General features: G+C 46.9%; 3 protein-coding genes. All 3 read left to right on the plus strand.

Annotated elements, in window-relative coordinates:
• Positions 1-22: 22 nt before the first annotated feature.
• Positions 23-16114, plus strand: coding sequence for a bacillomycin D non-ribosomal peptide synthetase BamB (gene bamB, locus CXL14_RS13950; RefSeq protein ID WP_088056484.1), 16092 nt, complete (start codon positions 23-25; stop codon positions 16112-16114).
• Positions 16115-16197: 83 nt separating this feature from the next.
• On the plus strand, positions 16198-24057 hold the full coding sequence (gene bamC, locus CXL14_RS13955) for a bacillomycin D non-ribosomal peptide synthetase BamC (protein ID WP_053285111.1): 7860 nt from the start codon (positions 16198-16200) through the stop codon (positions 24055-24057).
• Between the two features lie 170 nt (positions 24058-24227).
• Positions 24228-25766 (plus strand): glycoside hydrolase family 43 protein, encoded by a 1539-nt coding sequence (locus tag CXL14_RS13960; RefSeq protein ID WP_032864008.1) that lies wholly within the window; start codon positions 24228-24230, stop codon positions 25764-25766.
• Positions 25767-25789: the final 23 nt, after the last annotated feature.

The following is a 25789-nucleotide window of genomic DNA, read 5'->3' on the forward strand; positions in this document are numbered from 1 at the left end:
ATATATAAAATGAGGTGCTCCAATGTCGGTATTTAAAACTCAAGAAACGTACTGGGAAAACCTGTTTGATGAAGAAGACGGCCTAAGCGCATTCCCTTACTTTAAAGCAGCGGATAAAGCATCGTTGGCCCGTACCGGCTACCAGGAAAAATGCATCTGCCGTTCCTTATCTCCGGAAGTATCTCAAAGAATCATCACAATGGCGAATCATTCCGATATGGCGGCCTATCTGATTTTATTGGCGGGTATTGAATGCTTGTTATATAAATATACGGATCAAACGAGCCTGATTCTTGGCATTCCAACGGTATCGAAGCAAAAAGCCGGCCAGTCAGCCGTTAACAACATTGTCCTCTTAAAAAATACGCTTTCAAACGAGAGCACATTTAAAACCGTATTCGGGCAGCTGAAAGAAGCCGTTAATGATTCTCTGAAAAATCAAAACCTGCCGTTTAGAAAAATGGTCCGGCATCTGAGCGTGCAATACAATGACGAGCATTTGCCTTTGATTCATACCGTCGTTTCGCTTAACGAAATTCATTCCTTGCAATTTAAAGAAGATACTGCAGCCGATACGCTGTTTCACTTTGATTTGGAGAACAACGGGATTCATTTGAAGCTTTTTTATAACGGCAATCTGTACGATGAGCACTATATCAATCAAATTGTATCCCATTTGGATCAGCTGCTGTCTGTGATCCTGTTTCAGCCTCAAGCCGCGATCCATACGGCAGAGATCTTACCGGAAGCGGAAAAACAGAAGCTATTGTTTGATTTTAACGACACCGTCAGAGATTTCTCCGGGAGCAGAACAGTCTATCAATTATTTGAAGAGCAGGCAGAAAGAACGCCTGAGCATACGGCCGTCAAGTTTAAAAACGACCATTTGACGTACAGGGAACTGAATGAGAAGGCGAACCGTTTGGCAAGAACATTGCGTAATTGCGGGGTTCAACCCGATACGTTAGTCGCCATTCTCGCTGATCGTTCATTAGAGATGATCGTATCCATTATAGCCGTTTGGAAGGCAGGGGGCGCTTATGTGCCCCTGGATCCTGACTATCCAAAAGAGCGGCTTCAATATTTGCTTCATGATGCGGATGCAGACGTTCTCCTTGTTCAGCATCATTTAAAAAACAGTCTCGCCTTTGACGGACCGGTGATCGATTTGAATGATGAAACATCATACCATGCCGATTGCTCATTGTTATCACCAGTAGCGGAACACAGCCATTTAGCCTATGTCATTTATACGTCAGGTACTACAGGAAAGCCGAAAGGGGTCATGGTTGAACACGGCGGCATTGTAAACTCGCTCCAATGGAAGAAGGCGTTTTTTAAGCATTCTCCGGCGGATCGCGTGCTTGTCTTGTACCCGTATGTTTTTGATGCGTTCATTTTAAATTTCTTCGGCCCGCTCATCTCGGGAGCAACTTTGCACCTTTTGCCTAATGAAGAGAATAAAGAAACTTTCGCCATTCAAAATGCCATAAAACAAGAGAGAATTACTCATTTCTCAACTTCTCCCCGTCTTCTGAAAACGATGATCGAACAGATGAACAGAGAGGATTTCATCCATGTTCAGCATGTTGTTGTAGGCGGTGAGCAGCTGGAAACAGATACAGTTGAGAAGCTGCATTCTCTGCAGCCTCGCATTCGGATCAATAATGAATACGGACCGACAGAAAACAGCGTGGTATCTACATTTCACCCTGTTCAGTCCGCTGATGAACAGATCACAATCGGCAGCCCGGTGGCCAACCATCAAGCTTATATTTTAGGAGCGCACCATCAAATCCAGCCGATCGGCGTACCGGGAGAGCTGTATGTCGGAGGAGCGGGAGTGGCCCGCGGCTACCTCAATCGGCCTGAATTGACGGAGGAAAAATTTGTGGAGCATCTGCATGTCCCTGGTCAAAAGATGTATAAAACGGGGGATCTCGCCAGATGGATGCCAGATGGACGGATTGAATATTTAGGGCGGATTGATCATCAAGTGAAAATTCGCGGCTACCGGATTGAGATCGGCGAGGTAGAGGCAGCCATGTTCAACCTGGAAAACGTTCGTGAAGCCGCAGTCGTCGCGCGGGAAGACGCAGACGGGGACAAACAATTGTATGCCTATTATGTCGGCGAGGCTTCTTTGACCGCTGCGCAGTTCAGAGAAGACTTATCCCGGGAACTGCCGAATTATATGATTCCCTCCCGTTTTATCCCTTTGGAACGCATTCCGCTCACTTCCAATGGAAAGATTGATCTGAAAGCTTTGCCTGCTGCTGACGAAAATACGCGGACGGAAAACGAATACATACCCCCGCGGAACACAATAGAAGAACTGCTGGCGTCCATCTGGCAAGAAGTATTAGGGGCAGAACGTATAGGAATTCTGGATAATTTCTTTGATTTTGGCGGAGATTCGATTAAATCAATTCAGGTGTCATCCAGATTGTATCAAGCCGGATACAAGGTTGATATGAAGCATTTGTTTAAACACCCCTCGATTGCTGAACTTAGTCAGTTTGTAGCGCCGGTCAGCAGGGTGGCTGATCAAGGAGAAGTGAATGGCGGAACCAAGCTGACCCCGATACAGCATTGGTTTTTTGAACAAAAAATGCCGCATGCACACCATTACAATCAGGCCGTCATGTTATATTCGGCGGAAGGCTTTCAAGAGGCTCCGCTTCGCCGGACGATGGAACGGATCGCGTCGCATCACGATGCGTTGAGGATGATTTTTGAAAAAACGCCGGATGGATACGCTCCGCGAATTACAGGAACAGATGAAAGTGAACTATACCATCTGGAAATGATGAATTATAAAGGGGAAAACGATCCGGCTCGAGCGATTGCCGATAAAGCGAATGAGATTCAAAGCAGCATGGTATTAGACAAAGGGCCATTGATGAAGCTCGGTTTGTTCCAATGTCCGGACGGAGATCATTTGCTGATTGCAATTCATCATTTGCTGATTGACGGAGTATCCTGGCGTATTTTACTCGAAGATTTTGCAAGCGGTTATGAGCAGGCAGAACGCGGACAAACGTTCCAGCTCCCGCAAAAAACAGACTCGTTTCCATTTTGGGCCGATCAATTGTCCAAATATGCGGCAAAAACCGATATGGAAGAGGAGATTGCGTATTGGACTGAGCTTTCAAGTATAAAGCCTCAGCCATTGCCTAAGGACACTATCAGCGAAGGATCGTTATTAAGAGACAGCGAAGAAGTGACGATTCAATGGACAAAAGAGGAAACGGAGCAATTATTAAAACATGCGAACCGCGCCTACAACACGGATATCAACGATCTGCTGCTGACTTCGTTAGGGCTGGCTGTTCACAAGTGGACAGGCACGGAAGACATTGTCGTGAATTTGGAAGGCCACGGGAGAGAACCGATTATTCCGGATGCTGACATTTCCCGCACGATAGGATGGTTCACAAGCCAGTACCCTGTCGTCCTGAGGATGGAAGCCGGAAAAAACCTGTCGCAGCGGATCAAGATCGTAAAAGAAGGACTGCGCCGCATCCCTGACAAAGGAATGAATTACAGCATCATCAAATATTTATCCGGGCATCCGGAAGCCGACAGCCTGCAGCTGAATCCGGAGATATCGTTTAACTATTTGGGACAATTTGACCAAGACCTGAAGCATCAGGCTTTACGCATCTCGCCTTTTTCCACAGGGTTATCAATGAACGAAAACCAAGAGAGAACGGCCGTGCTTGATTTGAACGGCATGATTGCCGAAGGGACATTATCACTGACACTGAGCTACAGCAGCAAACAATACGAAAGATCTACTATGGCGCAATTTGCCCGGGGGTTGAAAGAAAGTCTGCAAGAAGTCATTGCGCATTGCGTAAGCCGGCAGCAGACTTCTCTCACACCAAGTGACATCCTGTTAAAAGACATCTCAATCGACGAACTGGAACAGCTTTTGGAGCAGACGCGTGAATTAGGCGAAGCGGAAAATATTTATCCATTAACGCCGATGCAGAAGGGCATGCTGTTTCACAGCTTATTTGATCCGAATTCAGGTGCTTATTTTCAGCAAACGATGTTTGATCTGCATGGAGATCTGGAGATTGATTCATTTTCAAAAAGCTTGGAAGGCTTATCGCAAAAATATGACATTTTCCGCACAAATTTTTACAGAGGCTGGAAGGATCAGCCGCTCCAAATCATATTCAAAACGAAAAAAATCGGTTTTCAATTCAATGACTTACGAGAGATGAAGGAATCACAAAAAGAAGCGATGATTCAGCAGTATGCCAGAGAAGATAAGATGCGGGGGTTCGACTTAGAAAAAGGCGCGTTAATGCGGTTATTCATCCTTCGTACGGATGAAAAAACATACCGTTTTATCTGGAGTTTCCACCATATTTTGATGGACGGCTGGTGCCTGCCGCTGATTACAAAAGAAATATTCGAGAATTACTTTGCCTTGCTTCAGCAAAAGCAGCCTGAACAATCATCAATTACTCCGTACAGTCAATATATTGAATGGCTCGGCCGGCAAGATGCGAAAGAGGCCACGGCTTATTGGGATCAGTACTTGGAGGGATATGAGGAGCAAACCGGCCTTCCTAAGGATCACCATGCAGCGGAAGACGGAAGATACGTTCCTGAAAAAGTGACGTGTGACATAAGCTCCGATCTCACTTCGAAAATGAAGCGGACGGCAGGCAAGCATCATGTCACGCTGAACACGCTGCTGCAGACGGCATGGGCGGTTTTGCTGCAGAAATATAACCGAAGCCGGGACGTTGTGTTTGGAAGTGTTGTATCCGGAAGACCTGCTGGAATTCCAAACGTGGAAACCATGATCGGCTTATTCATTAACACCATTCCCGTCCGGTTCCGATGTGAAGCCGGGACAACGTTTGCCGGGCTTATGAAAGAGGCGCAGGAAAGGGCTGTAGCGTCTCAACAATTTGAGACACACCCGCTGTACGATATTCAAGCGCGTACAACGCAAAAGCAAGATTTAATTACACATTTAATGATATTCGAAAATTATCCGGTTGATCAGTATATGGAAAGTATAGGCCGCCAAAACGGAACATCCATCACGATTTCCAACGTACAAATGGAAGAACAGACCAACTACGATTTTAATTTGACCGTTATACCGGGCGACGAGATGAACATCTCTTTTGAATACAATGCAAATGTGTATGAGCGGGCAAGCATAGAGCGGGTTCGGGAACATTTCATGCAAATCCTGCATCAAGTCGTAACAGATGCGGATATCCGGGTGGATCAAGCGGAATTGTTAACGGAAGGCGAAAGAAAAACCCTTCTGCAGACGCTTAACGACACGGCCGCGCCGTTTCCGCAGACGCCGGTTCATCAATTATTTGAAGAGCAATCGCAGCGTACGCCCGATCAAGCAGCCGTCATTGATAAGGACAGGCAGCTCACGTACGGAGAGCTCAATAAGCGGGCCAACCGCCTGGCGCGAACGTTAAGAGCGAAAGGAGTGCAGACGGATCAGCCTGTAGCCATCATCACAACAAACAGCATCGAATCGGTGGTCGGAATCCTTGCCGTTTTAAAATCAGGCGGAGCCTATGTCCCTATAGATCCGGAATATCCGCAAGACCGCATCCGGTATATGCTGGATGACTCCCAAGCCGGAATCGTTTTAATGCAGCGGGACGTCAGGAAACAGCTTGCCTATGAAGGCGCCACGGTTTTACTTGATGATGAAAGTTCTTATCACCAAGATGGCTCTGACCTTGCTCCGATAAATGATGCGAGCCATTTGGCATATGTCATTTATACGTCAGGTTCCACAGGCCGGCCAAAAGGCGTACTAATCGAGCACCGAGGCTTGACCAATTATATTTGGTGGGCGAAAGAACTTTATGTAAAAGGCGAGAAAGCCAACTTCCCATTGTATTCGTCAATTTCTTTTGATCTGACGGTGACTTCTATTTTCACGCCGCTTGTCACAGGCAATGCAATCATCGTCTATGACGGAGAGGATAAAACAGCTCTGCTTGAATCGATTGTGCGGGACCCGAGGGTGGATATCATTAAATTGACCCCGGCCCATTTGCAGGTTTTGAAAGAAATGAACATTGCCGATCAAACGGCTGTCCGAAGAATGATTGTGGGCGGGGAAAACTTAAGCACCCGGTTAGCCCGCAGCATTCATGAACAGTTCGAAGGCCGGATTGAAATATGCAATGAGTACGGACCGACGGAAACCGTTGTCGGCTGCATGATTTACCGTTACGATGCCGCAAAGGACAGGCGGGAATCGGTACCGATCGGAACCGCTGCGGCAAACACGAGCATTTACGTTCTTGATGAAAATATGAAACCCGCACCGATCGGTGTCCCGGGAGAAATCTATATCAGCGGCGCCGGTGTGGCAAGAGGATATTTGAACCGTCCCGAATTAACGGCAGAGAAATTTGTCGATGACCCGTTTGAGCCCGGAGCCAAGATGTATAAGACCGGAGATTTGGCGAAGTGGCTGGCGGACGGAAACATTGAATATGCGGGCAGAATAGATGAACAAGTGAAAATCAGAGGCTATCGTATCGAATTAGGCGAGATCGAGGCGGCACTGCTTCAAGAAGAAGCGATCAAGGAAGCTGTCGTTACAGCCAGAGAGGATGTCCACGGGTTTAAACAATTGTGTGCATATTACGTAAGCGGCGGACAAACAACGGCAGCCCGGCTCCGGAAACAATTGTCTCAAACCCTTGCAAGTTATATGGTTCCGGCTTATTTTATCGAGCTTGATGAAATGCCTTTAACTTCTAACGGAAAAATAAACAAAAAAGGGCTGCCTGCTCCGGATTTCGAGCTGCAGGACAGAGCAGAGTATAAAGCTCCCCGAACAAAAGCGGAAGAAGTATTAGTTTCTGCCTGGGAATCGGTATTAGGCGCTGAAAACGTCAGTATTCTTGATAATTTCTTTGACCTTGGCGGAGATTCCATTAAATCCATTCAAGTATCCTCCAGATTAAATCAGCAAGGATACAAAATGGAAATCAAAGACTTGTTTCAATATGCAACAATTGCAGAATTGAGTCCGCATATCAAGCAGAATCTGCGTATAGCCGATCAAGGTGAGGTCAAAGGAAAAGTCAGCCTGACTCCTATTCAGCATTGGTTCTTTGATCACATAACGACAGATCAGCATTATTACAATCAAGCCGTCATGCTGCATGCGCCGGAAGGTTTTCAGGAAACGCAGCTTCGTCAAACCCTGCAAAAGCTTGCTGAACATCACGATGCGCTCCGCATGACGTTCCGGACTACGGAAAATGGCTGTGAGGCACAGAATGAAGAAATCGCCCAAAGCGGACTGTACCGCTTAGACGTCCTGAATCTGAAAGAAGATTCCGATCCGGGACGGACAATTGAGGCCAAAGCTGATGAGATACAAAGCAGTATGCGTTTAAGTGATGGGCCGTTAATGAAAGCCGGGTTGTTTCAATGCGCAAATGGAGATCATTTGCTCATTGCCATCCATCATTTGATTATAGACGGGATTTCATGGCGCATTTTACTGGAAGATATCGTTAGCGGCTACAAGCAAGCCGAGAACGGGCGAGTAATTCAACTGCCGCAAAAAACAGACTCTTTCCAATTATGGGCTAAGAGACTTTCAGAATATGCGCAAAGTGAAACCATAAAACAAGAACAGGAATATTGGACAAAGATCGAACAAACCGAAGTCAAACCGCTGCCTAAAGATTTTCATGAAACCCATACAACTGCAAAAGACAGTGAAACAGCAGCTGTGGAATGGACGAAAGAGGAAACGGAGCTCTTATTAAAACAAGCGAATCGCGCTTATAACACGGAAATAAACGATTTGCTCTTAACTTCTCTGGGTCTTTCCATATCGCATTGGTCAGGACTGGAACAAATTCCGATTCATTTAGAGGGACACGGCCGAGAACAGATTATACAGGATATAGATATCTCCCGCACGGTCGGGTGGTTTACAAGTCTGTATCCGGTTGTACTGCACGCGCAGCCGGGCAAAGAAATCTCTGATTATATCAAGACGACCAAAGAAGGATTGCGCCAAATTCCGCATAAAGGGATCGGATATGGAATAACAAGGTACTTAAGCGGCGGAATGCCATCGAAACTCAATCCTGAGATCAGCTTTAACTACCTGGGACAGTTTGACCAAGATTTACAGCAGCATGGGGTTCAATTATCTTCTTATTCTTGCGGTTCAGACTCAAGCGGAAATCAAGAAAGACCGTATGTCTTGAATATAAACGGAATGATCACCGAGGGCCGGCTGAAGCTTACGATCAGCTACAGCAGCAAACAGTACGCAAAAGAAACGATCATGCGGTTATCGGAAACGATTCAAAGCCGCCTGCGGACCATCATTACGCATTGCGTTCATAAAGAACAATCGGAACTGACGCCAAGCGATATTTTGTTAAAAGGCATGTCCATTGACGAATTGGATCAGCTCCTCATTCAACTGCCGCATGCAGGTGAGGTTGAAAACGTGTATCCGCTCACTCCGATGCAGAAAGGAATGCTCTTCCACAGCCTGCTGGACGAGGCCTCAAGTTCTTATTTTGAACAAGCATCGTTCGATTTGCAGGGAGAGTTAAAGATTGATTGGTTTAAAGCAAGCCTTGAACGATTATTTGAAACATACGCCGTGCTCAGAACCCGTTTTTACAGCGGCTGGAACGATACTCCTTTACAAATTGTCTATAAAACGCAAACACCGCAAATTCATTTTGCAGATTTGCGTGATAGAGAGGAGCACCTGCGCGAGGATGCAATCGCAGCCTATCAAAGAGAAGATAAAGCAAAAGGATTTGACTTGGCTCGGGATCGGCTGATGCGCATAGCGATTTTCCGTATGGAAGACCGCAAATATCATTTGATTTGGAGCTTCCATCATATTGTGATGGATGGCTGGTGCCTGTCTCTTATCACGAAGGAAGTGTTTGATCATTATAGCGCCTTACAGGAAGGCAGGGAACCAGAACCGTCATCGGCAGCTCCTTACAGCGACTATATCGAGTGGCTTGACCGCCAAGATCAGGGAGCGGCAAAGCGGTACTGGAGCGGGTATCTTGAAGGATATAAAGGTGAAACCACGCTTCTTCATAAAATAGAGCAGCATGAACAAAAAGAATACGCCTATGCCAATGTGATCTGCCGATTTAATCACGAACAGACAAAACAATTACAGCAGATCGCAAATCAGCATCAGGTTACATTAAATACGTTGATCCAAACGTTATGGGGAGTTTTATTACAGAAATACAGCGGGTCCGCAGACGTTGTCTTCGGCAGTGTTGTGTCGGGAAGGCCGGCGGAAATTCCTGATGTGGAACAGATGATCGGCCTGTTCATCAATACCATTCCGGTTCGCATCCGCTGCGATGAAGACAGCACTTTTGCTGATACGATGCAAATGGTTCAACAAAACGCGCTGGCTTCCCAATCGTACGATACCTATCCTTTATACGAAATTCAGGCCCAAACGGAACAAAAGCAAAACTTAATTGATCATATCATGATCTTTGAAAATTATCCGATAGGGCAGCAAGTCGAAGAGGGTCATGATGCTGCGGATTTAAATATCGTGAATTTCCATATAGAAGAACATACTCATTACGATTTTAATGTAGTTGTCATTCCTGGCGAACAACTCACCATTCATTTTGATTTCAACCAAAATGAATATGGACAATCAGAGGCAGAGCGGATTCGCGGACATTTTGAACAGCTCATTCACCAAATTTTGCAGCAGCCGTCTGTCAAAATAGAAGAAATGGAACTACTGACGCAGCAAGAAAAAGAACAGCTGCTCACTCCGCTTTCCGGGGGAACAGAGAAGCCTGAATACGAAACGATTCATACTATGTTTGAACGCCAGGCGGCACAAACGCCGCAAGAAATCGCAATTCAATACGAAGGGGCGGAGATTTCTTACAAAGAGCTGAACGAAACGGCCAATAAACTGGCGCGGATTCTCCGTAAGCGAGGTGTGAAGCATCAGGAGCCGGTGGCTGTGATCGCCGGGCGTTCACCATCATTAGCGATTGCTGTTTTAGGCATTTTAAAAGCGGGCGGTGCCATTGTTCCGATTGATCCGAGCCATCCTGCCGAACGAATCCGCTATATCATTGAAAACAGCAGCTGCACTCATGTTGTGACAGAGAAAGACCGGTCAGTCCCCGAGGCAGCAACGCAGATTGTCACATTCATAGAAGAAGCGGAGACAGAACCGGACGGGAGCAATGTGCAGACGATAAACACGGCGGAGGATCTGCTTTACGTTATTTATACATCAGGAACGACGGGGAAACCGAAGGGTGTGCTGCTTGAACATAGAAATATGGCCAATTTGCTGTATGACCAATTTACAAACTCAGGCATCGATTTCAAAACCAATGTGCTTCAATACGCATCTCCGGCATTTGACGTCTGCTATCAAGAGCTGTTTTCAGCCCTGCTCAGCGGCGGCACACTCCACATCGTGCCTGAATCAATAAAGCGGGACGCGGCTCAGCTGTTTTCGTTTATTAATAAACATCAGACGGACATCGTCTTTTTCCCGACTGCTTTTGCCAAAATGCTTTTTAACGAAGAGAGCTATGCATATTCATTTCCACGCTGTGTGAAGCATTTGATTACAGCAGGAGAACAATTAACAGTATCCCGTTTATTTCAGCAAGTGCTCCGCACACACGGCTTGCATTTGCACAATCATTACGGTCCGTCAGAAACTCATGTAGTGTCGACGTATACCATTCAACCGGGAGATGATATTCCTGAATATCCGCCGATCGGCAAACCGATATGCCATAACAATATGTATGTCATCAACAAGAACAAACAGCTTCAGCCCTTGGGCATTGCGGGAGAACTGTATATTTCCGGAGCAAATACCGGGAGAGGCTATGTGAATAACCCGGCTTTAACGGGAGAGAAATTTTTGCCTGATCCGTTCAGAGAGGGAGCCGTTATGTACCGCACCGGAGATTTGGCAAGGCTGCGTGAGGACGGGCAAATCGAATACCTCGGCCGCATTGATGATCAGGCGAAAATAAGGGGCTACCGGATCGAACCGAAAGAAGTTGAGGTCATATTGGCCAATCACCCGGCGGTGAGAGAAGCAGCGGTCCTTATTCAAAAAAACGCTTTGGGTGAAAATGAATTGTGCGCGTACTGCAGCGTCTCAAAAGCGACTGATCCTTCAGCATTACGGGAAGATCTGGCCAAAAACCTTCCTGACTATATGATTCCAGTGAAATGGGCTTTTGTTGAATCGATTCCGCTCACGGCAAACGGAAAAGTCGACCGCAAAGCATTGCCAGAACCAGAAGGAGGCGTGCAAACGGGGGGCGAATACGTTGCTCCCCGTACAGCGGCGGAAGCGCAGCTGGCGCATATCTGGAAAGAGGTGCTTGGACTTCCGCGTATCGGCGTGAAAGACAACTTCTTCGACATCGGCGGTCACTCGCTGCGGGCAACGACGCTGACGGCGAAGCTGCACAAAGAGATGGGGGTCAGCCTGCCGCTGCGGGAAGTGTTCCGATCGCCAACAATTGAAGAAATGGCAGAAACGATTACCGGAATGAAACACACAGCATATACATCTATCCCGACCGTTGACGCAAAAGAATACTATGCCGTCTCCTCGGCGCAAAAACGGCTGTACATTTTGAATCAGCTGAAAGGCGGAGAACTGAGCTACAACATGCCGAGTGTCATGAGAGCCGATGGAGCTCTGGATCGGGAACTTGTCGAGAAGGCGATCCGCAAGCTGATTCAGCGCCATGAAACGCTGCGTACCGGCTTTAAACTGATAGATGGAGAACCGGTGCAGCGGATTTATGACGACGTCCCATTTGCAGTGGAATTCACTCAGGCGAAAGAAGAACAGGCGGAAGCCCTCGTTCATGGGTTTGTGCGGGCATTTGACTTGGAGAAAGCGCCGCTGCTGCGGGTAGGACTGATCGAGCTTGCAAAAGACCGCCATTTGCTGCTGTTTGACATGCATCATATCATTTCCGATGGCGTATCTATCAAGAATTTGATTGAAGAGTTCGTTTCATTATATGAAGGAAAAGAATTGCCGCCATTAAGGGTTCAGTATAAAGATTATGCGGCGTGGCAGCTGTCGGATATGCAAAGCGAACGGATGAAGAAACAGGAAGCGTACTGGCTGGATGTGTTCAGCGGAGAGGTTCCGGTGCTGGATATGCCAACCGACTACGGAAGACCGGCTGCGCGGAGCTTTGAAGGAGGACAAATCGAGTTTGTCATCGGACCGGAGTTGACGGAACAGCTGAAAGGCTTGGCGGTGAAGAGCGAAAGCACGCTGTACATGGTGCTGCTGGCTGCTTATACGACCATGCTTGCCAAATACAGCGGGCAAGAAGACATCGTAGTAGGCAGCCCGATTGCCGGAAGAACCCATTCGGATTTGGAAAGCTTAATCGGCATGTTCGTGGGCACACTGGCGATACGAACGAATCCGGTCGGGGAAAAAACATTCCGGGAGTACGTGCAGGAAGTCAAAGAGCATACATTAAAAGCGTACGAAAACCAGGAGTATCCATTCGACGAACTGGTGGACAAGCTGAATGTGTCCCGGGATTTCAGCCGCCATCCGCTGTTTGACACGATGTTCATATGGCAAAACACAGAACGGGGAGAATTGAGCCTCGATGATGTGCGTTTTACCCCTTATCCGGACAACCATGCGATGGCGAAGTTCGACCTGACGTTCCAAGCGGCAGAAAATGAAGACGGAATTACAGGTATGATCAGTTACGCGGCAGCGCTGTACAAGCAGGAAACTGCGGAACGCATGGCAAAGCACTTTATCCAATTGATCGAAGCGATTGCGAATGATCCGCAGGCGCCGCTTTCATCGCTGGAGATGATCACCGCGAAGGAGAAAGAGCAGATTGTGGAGAGATGGGGTCAACCGGCGATAGACTGCCCAAGGGACAAAACAATTCACCAATTGTTCGAGGAGCAGGCGGAGCGCACGCCGGAACATACGGCCGCAGTTTACGAGAAAAGCCGATTCACATACCGTGAGCTGAATGAGCGGGCCAACCGCCTGGCGCGGATTTTAAGAAGCGAAGGCGTGCAGCCTGACCAGCCTGTGGGTATTCTGGCAGAACGTTCTCTGGAAATGATCGTGGGGATTATGGCGATCCTGAAAGCCGGGGGCGCGTATGTGCCGATGGATCCGGACAGCCCGCAGGAACGCATCCGCTATATTCTGGAGGATTCAGGAGCAAAGGTTCTGCTGGCACAGCCCCATTTACAAGATCGTGTATCCTTTGCCGGAGAGATTTTACTGCTGAATGACGAACGAATGAACAGCGGGGACGGCTCGAATCTGGTGACGGCAGCCGGACCGGATCACTTGGCGTATGTGATCTACACATCAGGCACAACCGGCAAGCCAAAAGGCACGCTGATTGAGCATCGCCAGGTCCTTCATTTGATGGAGGGGCTCCGCGGACAAGTGTACGGTGCTTATGATTCGGGATTGCGTGTGTCTCTGTTGGCACCGTACTATTTCGACGCATCGGTCAAGCAAATTTTCGCGGCACTGTTAGGGGGACATGCACTGTATATCGTCCCTAAAGCATCAGTATCAGACGGTTATGCCTTGTCAAACTATTATCGCACCCACCGCATTGACGTAACAGACGGAACACCGTCACATTTGCAATTGCTTATCGCTGCAGACAGCCTTCATGGGGTAACGATCCGCCACATGCTTATTGGAGGAGAGGCGCTCCCGCAGGCGACGGCGGCGCAATTGCTTGAATTGTTTGCTTCGAACGGGTCATCAATGCCGCTCATAACCAATGTATACGGTCCGACGGAAACCTGTGTGGATGCATCGGTCTTTCATATCGTACCGGGGACATTGGCATCCGCTGACGACGGCGGTTACGTGCCGATCGGCAAACCGCTGGGCAACAACCGTGTGTATATTGTTGATTCCCATGATCGGATGCTGCCTATAGGTGTAAAGGGTGAGCTGTGCATCGCCGGAGACGGAGTAGGACGAGGGTATCTGAACTTGCCTGAATTAACGGGTGAAAAGTTTGTGGCCGATCCGTTTGTAATCGGAGAGCGGATGTATAAAACAGGCGATCTTGCCCGTTACCTGCCGGATGGAAACATTGAATATGCCGGAAGAAAGGATCATCAGGTTAAAATTCGCGGTTACCGGATCGAACTTGGCGAGGTGGAAGCCGCTCTTCTCAACATCGAGCATGTACAAGAAGCGGTGATCCTGGCCAGAGAAAATGCAGAGGGGCAAAGCGATTTGTATGCCTATTTTACAGGGGAGAAGTCACTGCCGATCAATCAGCTTAAAGAAAAACTCTCCGATCAAATACCAGGCTACATGGTTCCTTCATACTTGATGCAACTGGAGCAAATGCCGTTAACCTCCAATGGAAAAGTGAATCGCAGCGCGTTACCGCTGCCTGAAGCAGGCTTGCAGACCGGGATTGACTATGTTGCTCCAAGGACAAAGCCGGAAGAGCAGCTGGTTCACATCTGGAAAGAAGTATTGAAGGTAGAACAAGTCGGCGTCAAAGATAACTTTTTCGATCTCGGCGGGCATTCGTTACGGGGGATGACGCTCGTTACCAAGATCCATAAGCAATTCGACAAAAGCATTTCATTGAGAGAAGTGTTTCAATACCCGACGATTGAAGAAATAGCGAGGGTCATTGCAGGCGCGGAAACCAGCGGACCGGATGAAATCCCTGTTGCAGAAGCCAAAGATGTTTATCCTGTATCTTCTGTGCAAAAGATGGTTTACCTGTCTACACAAATTGAAGGCGGAGAACTAAGTTACAACATGCCGGGGATTTTGACATTGGAAGGCAGGATGGACATGAATCGTTTACAATCTGCGTTCCAAAGTCTGATCCAGCGCCATGAATCGCTACGAACCGGATTTGAAATGGTCCGCGGAGAGCTGGTGCAGGTGATCAAGCCGCAGGCGGATTTCTCTATAGAAAGGTACAAAGCAGCTGATGAGCAGGTCGAGGAGCTGTTCCGCAATTTCGTGCGGCCTTTCGATCTCAGTCAGGCTCCGTTGCTTCGGGCCGGACTCATCGAATTAGAACAGGACAGACATGTTTTCATGTTTGACATGCATCATATCATTTCAGACGGCGCTTCTATGAATATTTTTGTTGAAGAACTGATTCAATTGTATGACGGCAAAGAATTAACCCCGCTCCGGATTCAATACAAAGATTACACTGTATGGCAGCAGCAGGCGGAGCAGAGGGAACGCATCAAGAGGCAGGAGAACTATTGGCTGAACGTATTTCATGAGGAACTCCCGCCATTTGAGCTGCCGAAAGATTTTGCCAGACCGCGAATTCGAAGCTTTGAAGGCAAGCGATACAATTTCGCTCTCGATGAGACCGTGGTCCAGGGGATAAAACAGATGGAAGAATTGACCGGATCGACCGCTTACATGATCTTGCTGTCAGCCTATAACATACTGCTGGCCAAATACAGCGGTCAGGAAGATATCGTCGTCGGTACGCCTATTGCGGGAAGAATGCATGAAGATTTACAGCATATTATCGGGATGTTTGTGAATACGCTGGCCATCCGTACGGCCCCGGCTGGAGAAAAGACCTTTATGGACTATGTAACGGAAACAAAAGAAACGATGCTGAAAGCTTATGAAAATCAAGAATATCCTTTTGAAGAATTAGTTGAGAAATTGGGAGTGAAACGGGACTTAAGCCGTAATCCGTTATTCGATACGATGTTTGTTCTGCAAAATACGGAACAAACGGATATCGAATTGGACTCTCTCGCGGTCAGACCATATGAACAAACAAATACGGCGGCCAAATTTGATTTGCAGCTGACCTTCGTGATGAATCCGCACGAGATACAAGGAAGCTTTGAGTACTGCACGAAGCTGTTCAAACAGAAAACCATCGCTACGCTGAGCAAGGATTACGCCATGATTCTGTCGGCAATCATAAAAGACCCATCGATTCCTTTAAAAGAAATTCAATTAAGTGAGAAAGTAAACAAAAGTGAACACTTTGCAAGCGAAATCGAATTGAATTTCTAAAAACGGCCGGTACCGGCTGTCCCCGGCATGGTGTTTTTACGGGGACAGCCATCAGCCGGCTAAAACTTACTGGAGGGATATTAATGTCAGAATTTAAGCAACAGGAGTTGTTCTGGAGCAGCATGTTCAATGCGGAAGATCGTCCCAGTGCAATCCCTTCGTTTCAAATGTCGGACTCAACAATAGAGCACGATGCGCCGAGTGCACCCAACCGTATTCACAGTTCATTGAGCTCCGATGTATCCCTGCGCATCATGAAGATGACGAATAAATCGCCAATGGCCGTTTATATGGTTCTCCTGGTCGGAATCGAGTGTCTTTTATACAAATATACGGGGGAAGAGGGCGTTATTGTAGGTGTTCCGACCTTTGAAGACGAAACCGATGAAGACCTTCGTTTAGATCAAGTCATGTTAATCAAACAAAACATAAATGCGGACGGCACATTTAAATCCATATTTAATGAATTCAAGCATACGCTGAACGGAGCCATCTTACATCAGCACGTTCCTTTCGATAAAATGGCCGGTCCATTAAATCTGAACTACGATTCAAATCATTTGCCAATGATCCACACGATCGTATCACTAGATCAGCTTCACCCCATTCGTTTTATAGAAACGGCCGCTGCTGATACGTTATTTCAGTTTTCCATAGAAAATGATTCGATTCATTTAAAGTTAACTTATAATGAACAAGCTTATGATCGCCAGTATATGATGCAAGTGATCGAACATGTAAACCGGATTTTTTCGATTTTGTTATTCCAACCCGACCTTATGATCCGCCAGCTTAATATTCTGTCAGACTCAGAGACAAATCAACTCATCGCCTATAATCAAACGGCTGCAGAGTATCCAAGAGAAAAAACGATTCATCAATTTTTGGAGGAACAAGCGGGACGTACCCCTGATCAAACGGCTGTTGTCTACGAGGATAGCCGTCTGACGTACCGTGAATTGAATGAAAGGGCGAATCAACTCGCTCGGACACTGCAATCTGAAGGCGTGCAGCCGGATCAGCCGGTCGGGATTATGGCCGAACGCTCCCTGGATATGATTGTAGGGATCTTCGGGATCTTGAAAGCCGGCGGGGCGTATGTACCGATTGACCCGGGCTATCCCGAGGAACGGGTTCGATACATATTGGAGGATTCGGATACGAAGTTGTTACTCGTGCAGAATCAATCGCAAGAGAGAGTACCTTTTACGGGAAAAGTGCTGGATATGAAAGATCCGCAAAACTTTTGTGAAGACGGGTCGAATGTAGAGCCGGCTGCTGGTCCGGATCATCTGGCCTATGTTATTTATACATCGGGTTCAACGGGCAAGCCGAAAGGGGTTATGGTTGAGCACCGGTCGGTCATCAATCGGCTGGTGTGGATGCAGGAAAAATACCCTCTCGATGAGCGGGATGCGATTCTGCAAAAAACTGCGATCACCTTTGATGTATCAGTGTGGGAACTGTTCTGGTGGACGATGGCAGGTTCTAAACTGGTGCTGCTGCCAAGCGGAGGAGAAAAGAATCCCGAGCTGATTTTAGATACAATTGCACAAAAAGGTGTCAGCACAATGCATTTTGTACCGGCGATGCTGCATGCCTTCCTGGAATCCATGGATCAGAAGCCAAGCGGGATGTTGAAACAAAAATTAGCGTCATTAAGACATGTGTTTGCAAGCGGGGAGGCTTTGAAGCCTGTACATGTCGCAGGCTTCAAACGCATCATCACGTCGGTGAGCCAGGCTCAAATCATCAACTTGTACGGACCGACTGAGGCAACAATTGATGTATCATACTTTGATTGCCAGACGGAAGAAACGTATGCATCGATTCCGATAGGCAAACCGATTTCCAACATTCAATTGTATATATTACATGCTGATTTGGAACATATGCAGCCGACCGGTGTAGCGGGAGAACTGTGCATAGCGGGCGATGGGCTTGCAAGGGGCTACTTGAATCGTCCCGAACTGACGGCCGAGAAGTTTGTAAACCATCCGATTGCAGCAGGAGAACGGATATACCGGACGGGAGACTTGGCAAGATGGCTGCCGGACGGCAATATCGAGTATTTGGGCCGGATTGATCACCAGGTGAAAATCCGCGGTTACCGCATTGAAATCGGCGAAGTCGAAGGCGCTTTTTTTCAGCTGCCGGCGATCAAAGAAGCCATCGTTATCGCCCGGGAAATCGATGGGGAAACATCCTTGTGCGCCTATTATACCGCACAACATGCTTTAACTGCAGGCCAGCTCCGTGAAGAGCTGTCCCGGCAGCTTCCATCCTATATGATACCTGCGTATTTCGTTCAGCTGGAAGAGATGCCGCTTACTTTCAACGGGAAAATAGACCGTAAATCCCTTCCTTCTCCAAGAGAGAATCTTACAGGCATGAACTATGAAGCTCCCCGAACAGAACTGGAAAAAATAATGGCCGCGGTGTGGGAGTCGGTCTTAGGCTTAGAACGGGTCGGAATCTCAGATCATTTCTTCGAATTGGGGGGCGATTCCATTAAGTCGATTCAAGTGTCCTCAAGATTATACCAAGCCGGGTATAAGTTTGAAATCAAACACTTGTTTAAATACCCAACGATCTCCGAGCTTGTTCCATACGTAGAGCCGGTAACCCGAATCGCAGAACAAGGAGAAATTAAAGGCCGGGCGCTGCTGACACCGATTCAGCATTGGTTTTTTGACCAGAAATACCCGGAATTACACCATTATAATCAAGCGGTTATGCTTTATTGGAAAGAGGGACTGGATGAATCAAAGCTTCGGGACGTCATGAAGAAGATCACAGAGCATCACGATGCTTTGCGCATGGTCTATGTTCCGACAGAAGATGGATATGAAGCCCGAAATCGGGGGATCGAAGAAGGTGATCTGTTCAGCCTTGAAGTGATCTCATTACGCGAAGAAAAAAATGTGTCCCAGACGATAGAAACCATTTCCAATGAGATTCAGCAATCCATTCATTTAGCCGAAGGACCGCTCATGAAACTGGGATTGTTCCGGTGTCAAGAGGGAGATCATTTGCTGATTGCGGTTCATCATCTGGTCATCGACGGCGTATCGTGGAGGATTTTACTTGAGGATATAGCGGCAGCTTATGAGCAGCTCCAAAACGGCGAAGCGATCCGGCTTCCGAAGAAAACGGACTCTTACCTGTTATGGGCTGAACAGTTGAATCGTTATGCAGAAAGTCAGGAATTCGAAGCGGAAAATCAATACTGGTTCAGACAGAAACATAATCCGCAGCATACATTGCCAAAGGACAATGAACAGGAGACCGGTCTGGCCAAAGACCGGGAAACGGTCATCGTTCAATGGACCGTTGAGGAAACCGAACGTTTATTAAAAAACGCTCACCGGGCTTATTCGACCGATATGAACGATTTATTACTGACCGGTCTGGGAATTGCTATTCATCGTTGGACCGGATATGAAGACATTCTCATTGATCTTGAAGGACACGGCAGAGAGTCTATCATTCCGGATCTCGATATTTCGCGTACGGTGGGATGGTTCACAAGCCTATATCCGGTTTCGCTTCAAATCAAAGCTGATCAGGATATCCCGCAGCGGATTAAAACAGTGAAAGAAAATTTGCGTCAGATCCCCCAAAAAGGAATAGGTTACGGCCTGATCAAATATTTGTCCGATCACCCGAAGGCACATGAATGGACCGGACATCCGGAAATACGTTTCAATTATTTGGGTCAATTTGATCAAGATGTCCGGAACGGCAAGATGGAGGTATCCCCTTACTCAAGCGGGAAAACAGCCAGTGACAATCGTCCCTTGACCTATACACTTGATATCAACGGCATGATTTCAGACGGCCGATTGTCGCTGGCCATCAGCTATTGCGGTAAACAATATCAGAGAGAAACAATGGAAGCCTGTGCCGATCTCTTAAAAAACAGCCTGCAGCAAGTCATCGCACATTGTGATGCTCAAGATCAAATTCACCTGACGCCAAGCGACATTTCGTTAAAAGGTATAACGATCGGTGAATTGGATCAATTTGTGCAGCAAACGAGTCATCTCGGTGACATTGAAAATATATACCCATTAACCCCGATGCAGAAAGGAATGTTGTTCCACAGCTTGATCGATTCGGCTTCCGAAGCTTACTTTGAACAAGCCGCTTTTGATCTGAAAGGATTCTTGGATATCGATGCATTCAGGATGAGTTTGGCGCATCTGGCCGAAAAATATGACATTCTTCGGACTCTTTTTTATACAGAATGGAAAGATCAGCCTTTGCAGATTGTATTCCGGCAAAAGCCGATTGAAACGGCCGTTGAAGATATTCGCAGCATGAACAGTCACCAGCGCAGCGAGTTTATTGCCGATTTTGCAAGAAGAGATAAGGCGCGGGGATTCAATCTCACCCGGGATGCTTTAATGCGCGTATCGATCCTGCGGACAGAGGAAGACCAAGCGCGATTGATATGGAGCTTTCATCATATTTTAATGGACGGCTGGTGTTTGCCTCTTGTTACGAAAGAAGTGTTTGAAACCTATTATGCGATACTCGAGCAAAGGCAGCCGAAGCGGGGAGCCGTCACTCCATACAGCCGATATATCGAATGGCTGGATCAACAAGACCACAAGCAGGCGTCAGCCTATTGGCGTAACTATTTAGAAGGTTATGAAGGGCAAACTGTTTTGTTACAAGAACAATCTTCCGGCCGGGCGAAAGGATACGAAAAAGGTGAGCATGAGTTTCGTTTAGGAAAGCGGCTCACAGACGAAATCAAACGGGCCGCAAGCCGCCAGCAAGTCACCGTCAATACATGGATACAAACCGCATGGGGCTTATTGCTGCAAAGATACAACGGGAGTCAGGATGTCGTCTTCGGCACGGTCGTATCCGGCAGACCGGCAGAAATTCCGGGAATTGAAACCATGGTCGGTTTATTTATCAATACCATTCCCGTACGTATTCATACGCAGCCTGAAATGACAGCTGCACAAGTATTGAAAATGAATCAGGAGCGGGCACTGGCTTCTCAAAAATATGATACATTTCCGCTGTATGACATTCAGGCTCAAACTGAGCAAAAGCAGCAGTTGATCAATCATATTATGGTATTTGAGAATTACCCGGTTGAGAAACAAATAGAACATATGAAGCAGGATGACAACGCATTAGACATTCTCGATTTTCATATGGAAGAACATACTCATTACGATTTTACTTTTATAGTGATGCCGGATGGAGAAATTGACATTCGTTTTGTATACAATCGCGATGTTTTTGATCAAGCAAGTGTCGAACGGATGCAGACGCATTTCATGCAAATCATGAAGCAAATGGCGGACGATCAGGAAATTCGCGTACAAGACCTTGATATCGTAACAGCGGATGAACGTTCGCTCCTGATAGATAAGTTCAACGATACGGCGGCGGAGTATCCAAAGGAAAAGACGATTCATCAATTGTTTGAAGAACAAGCGGAGCGAACGCCGGAGCACGTGGCGATTGTTTTTGAAGATAAGAAGCTGACGTATCGGGTAGTAAATGAACGCGCCAATCAGCTGGCCCGAACCTTGGCTGCCAAAGGACTTCAGGCCGAGGATCTTGTCGGCATTATGGCGGAACGTTCACCGGAGATGGTGATAGGCATCCTTGCTATTTTGAAAGCCGGGGGTGTTTACGTACCGGTCGATCCGGATTATCCGAAAGAACGCATCCATTATATGCTTGAGGATTCTAACGTCTCTATCTTATTATTGCAGCATCATCTTCTGGAAGATACCGATTATCAAAGTCATACTGTCTTCCTTGACGATCCGTCATCATACGGCGCCGAATCATCTAATCTCAATCTGAACGTGATGCCAAATCAATTAGCCTACGTTATTTATACATCAGGAACAACAGGGAATCCGAAAGGCACGCTCATTGAACATAAAAACGTGGTTCGTCTGTTATTTAACAACAAAAATGTTTTTGATTTTAACGCATCGGACACTTGGACTTTGTTTCATTCCTTCTGCTTTGATTTTTCAGTATGGGAAATGTACGGAGCGCTGCTGTATGGGGGCAAATTAGTGATTGTTCCGAAACAAACAGCAAAAAACCCGGAAAGGTATTTGCAATTGTTAAAATCGGAAGCTGTGACCATTTTAAATCAAACGCCGAGTTATTTCTATCAACTGATGCAGGAGGAGAGAGAAGATCCCGAATCCAATTTAAACATCCGAAAAATCATATTTGGCGGAGAGGCGTTAAATCCATCCTTCTTGAAAGACTGGAAGCTTAAATATCCTTTAACCCAATTAATCAATATGTACGGCATTACCGAAACCACCGTTCATGTCACATATAAAGAAATCACGGAACGGGAAATCGACGAGGGCAGAAGCAACATCGGACAACCTATTCCTACTCTGCAAGCGTATATTTTGGACGAATATCAGCGCATTCAGGTAATGGGCATACCGGGCGAGCTCTATGTGGCAGGAGAGGGACTGGCCAGAGGATATTTGAACCGCCCGGAATTAACGGCTGAGAAATTTGTTGAACACCCGTTTGCCGCAGGCGAAAAAATGTACAAAACGGGAGATGTCGCCCGGTGGCTGCCTGACGGCAATATCGAGTATTTGGGAAGAATTGATCATCAGGTGAAAATCCGGGGCTACCGGATTGAAATTGGCGAGGTCGAAGCGGCTTTATTGCAACTGGAATCTGTCAAAGAAGCGGTCGTCATCGCGATTGAAGAAGAGGGCTCAAAGCAGCTGTGCGCCTACTTGTCAGGAGACGATTCATTAAATACGGCGCAGCTGAAGCGTCATTTACTGAACAAACTGCCCGCTTATATGATACCGGCTTACTTTGTCCAAATGGAGAAGATGCCGATAACCGCAAATGGAAAAATCGATCGAAAAGCTTTGCCGGCTCCTGAGGGAAATAGGCTCACCGGAACCGAATACGAAGCGCCCGGAACGTTAATTGAAAAGCAGCTGGCCGAGATATGGAAGAACATTTTAGCTCTCAGTGACCCGGGAATTAAAGATAACTTCTTTGACGTTGGCGGCCATTCGCTCAAAGTATTGCAAGTTATTCATCAAATCAACGACCGTATGGGAATCAAAATGCATTATCAAGCCGTATACGATTTTCCTACCATCGAAACAATGGCACGCGCCATTCAAGCGGCAGTTTTCGAGTCCAAGACGGATAACGTATTCGTCAAGATGAATCAGAACGGTTCAATCCCTGTGTTCTGTTTCCCGCCTTTAATCGGGTACGGGCTGGTCTATAATGAAATGGCGAAAAGACTTGACGGCCGCTGCACCGTCTATGCCGCTGATTTCCTAGAAGAGCCGTCTTACGAGCAAGAGATCGTTGACCGGTATGCAGAAAGCATGATAGGCATTCAGGAACAAGGGCCCTTTGTTTTACTCGGTTACTCCTCGGGGTCAAATTTGGCTTTTGAGGTTGCCAAAGCCTTGGAGAAGCGCGGACGCATCGTATCGGACATTATGATGCTTGATTCTAAAAGAGCCGTTTCGGTGAATTATTTTTCAGAAGAGGAAACCGAAGAGATCATTCATCGGAATCTGGATATCATTCCGGATTATTATAGAGAATTATTAACCATTCCTTCCATTAAGGATAAAATCAGAAGCTATCTCACATATCACAATAAACTGATCAATTCCGGCGCGGTGAACGCCAACATTCATCATTTTCAATGCGGCGAGTTGACCGATAGAGGATGGACGCAATCAACCGCACAGCATTACCTTGAGTACAAATTAAAAGGAGACCATGTGACGATCTTTGACCCTCACAATATCGAAGAAAATACGGATGCAATTCGATCTATTATCAAAAGGATTGAAGAACGGCATCATCACGGACTTGTTCTTGAAGAACAACTGTCAATAGGATCGTTTGCGGGGGACGCAAAGTTTGACAAAATGTAAATGATCCAGAGCAAAATGCCGCTGACTGCAATCGGCGGCATTTTTCATAAAAGAGGGTCAGATATTTGCAGCGTTTTCACTCTAAAAATCATTCATTTTACGCATTCTTCATGACCTGTTGTTATCATATTTTTTAAAAACCTAATATGCGGAAACAGGAGGATGTTAAGCTGATGAAAAAGTGCAGCGTATGTTTATTGATTCTTGCTTTATTATTGAGCTGTTTACCTGGGGAATATGCGAATGCGGTAAGCACTCCAATTGCAAAACATGCCGGGAATTCAAATCCGCTTATCGACCATCATCTGGGCGCAGATCCGTTTGCGCTGACCTATAACGGAAGAGTCTACATCTATATGTCAAGCGATGACTATGAATATAATAGCGACGGCACGATTAAGGATAATTCATTTGCCAATTTGAATAAAATATCCGTCATATCTTCAGCGGATATGGTGAACTGGACAGATCACGGAGCGATTCCCGCAGCGGGTGCCAATGGGGCGAATGGCGGCCGGGGGATTGCCAAATGGGCAGGAGCATCATGGGCCCCGTCAGCCGCGGTGAAAAAGATCAATGGTAAGGATAAATTTTTCCTTTATTTCGCAAACGGCGGCGGAGGTATCGGGGTTCTCACCGCAGACAGCCCGACCGGTCCATGGACAGATCCGATCGGAAAAGCGCTGGTAACGCCAAATACGCCAGGAATGTCCGGTGTTGTATGGCTTTTTGATCCGGCAGTATTCGTAGATGATGACGGTACCGGTTACCTATATGCCGGCGGAGGCGTTCCGGGCGGTTCAAATCCCGCACAGGGACAATGGGCCAATCCTAAAACAGCAAGAGTCATGAAATTAGGTCCTGATATGACCAGTGTTGCCGGAAGTGCATCGACCATTGATGCGCCATTTATGTTTGAAGACTCAGGGATGCATAAGTATAACGGGAAATATTACTATTCCTATTGTATCAATTTCGGGGGCGCGCACCCGGCCGATAAACCTCCAGGTGAGATTGGCTATATGACCAGCTCAAGTCCCATGGGTTTCTTTTCGTATAGAGGGCACTTTCTGAAAAATCCGGGAGCATTTTTCGGAGGCGGCGGGAACAATCACCATGCTGTTTTCAATTTTAAAAACGAGTGGTATGTGGTGTATCATACTCAAACTGTCAGCTCCGCTCTTTACGGGGCCGGCAAAGGATACCGTTCTCCCCATATTAATAAGCTTGTGCATAATCCAGATGGCTCCCTGCAAGAGGTAGCGGCAAATTTTGCAGGTGTCAAACAGCTATCCAACTTGAATCCATATCACCGGGTAGAAGCGGAAACGTTTGCCTGGAACGGACGAATTTTGACAGAGGCATCCTCAGCACCCGGCGGGCCGGTCAATAATCAACATGTCACAAACATTCATAACGGAGACTGGATTGCTGTTGGAAATGCAGACTTCGAGTCAGGCGGCGCTAGGACGTTTAAAGCAAATGTAGCGTCCGCTAGAGGCGGAAAAATAGAAGTACGGCTAGACAGTGCAAACGGTAAGCTTGTCGGAACCTTGAATGTCCCTTCGACAGGCGGAACGCAATCCTGGAGAGAAATAGAAACTGCGGTAAGCGGCGCATCCGGTGTTCACAACGTATTCTTTGTATTTACGGGAACTGGTACAGGAAACTTGTTTAACGTTGATTACTGGCAGTTTACACAAAGATAAGCAAAGGTACGTTTTCTAAGTCC

Origin of the sequence: Bacillus sp. SJ-10 (genome assembly GCF_002843505.1) — a bacterium.
Classification (GTDB): Bacteria; Bacillota; Bacilli; order Bacillales; family Bacillaceae; genus Bacillus; species Bacillus velezensis.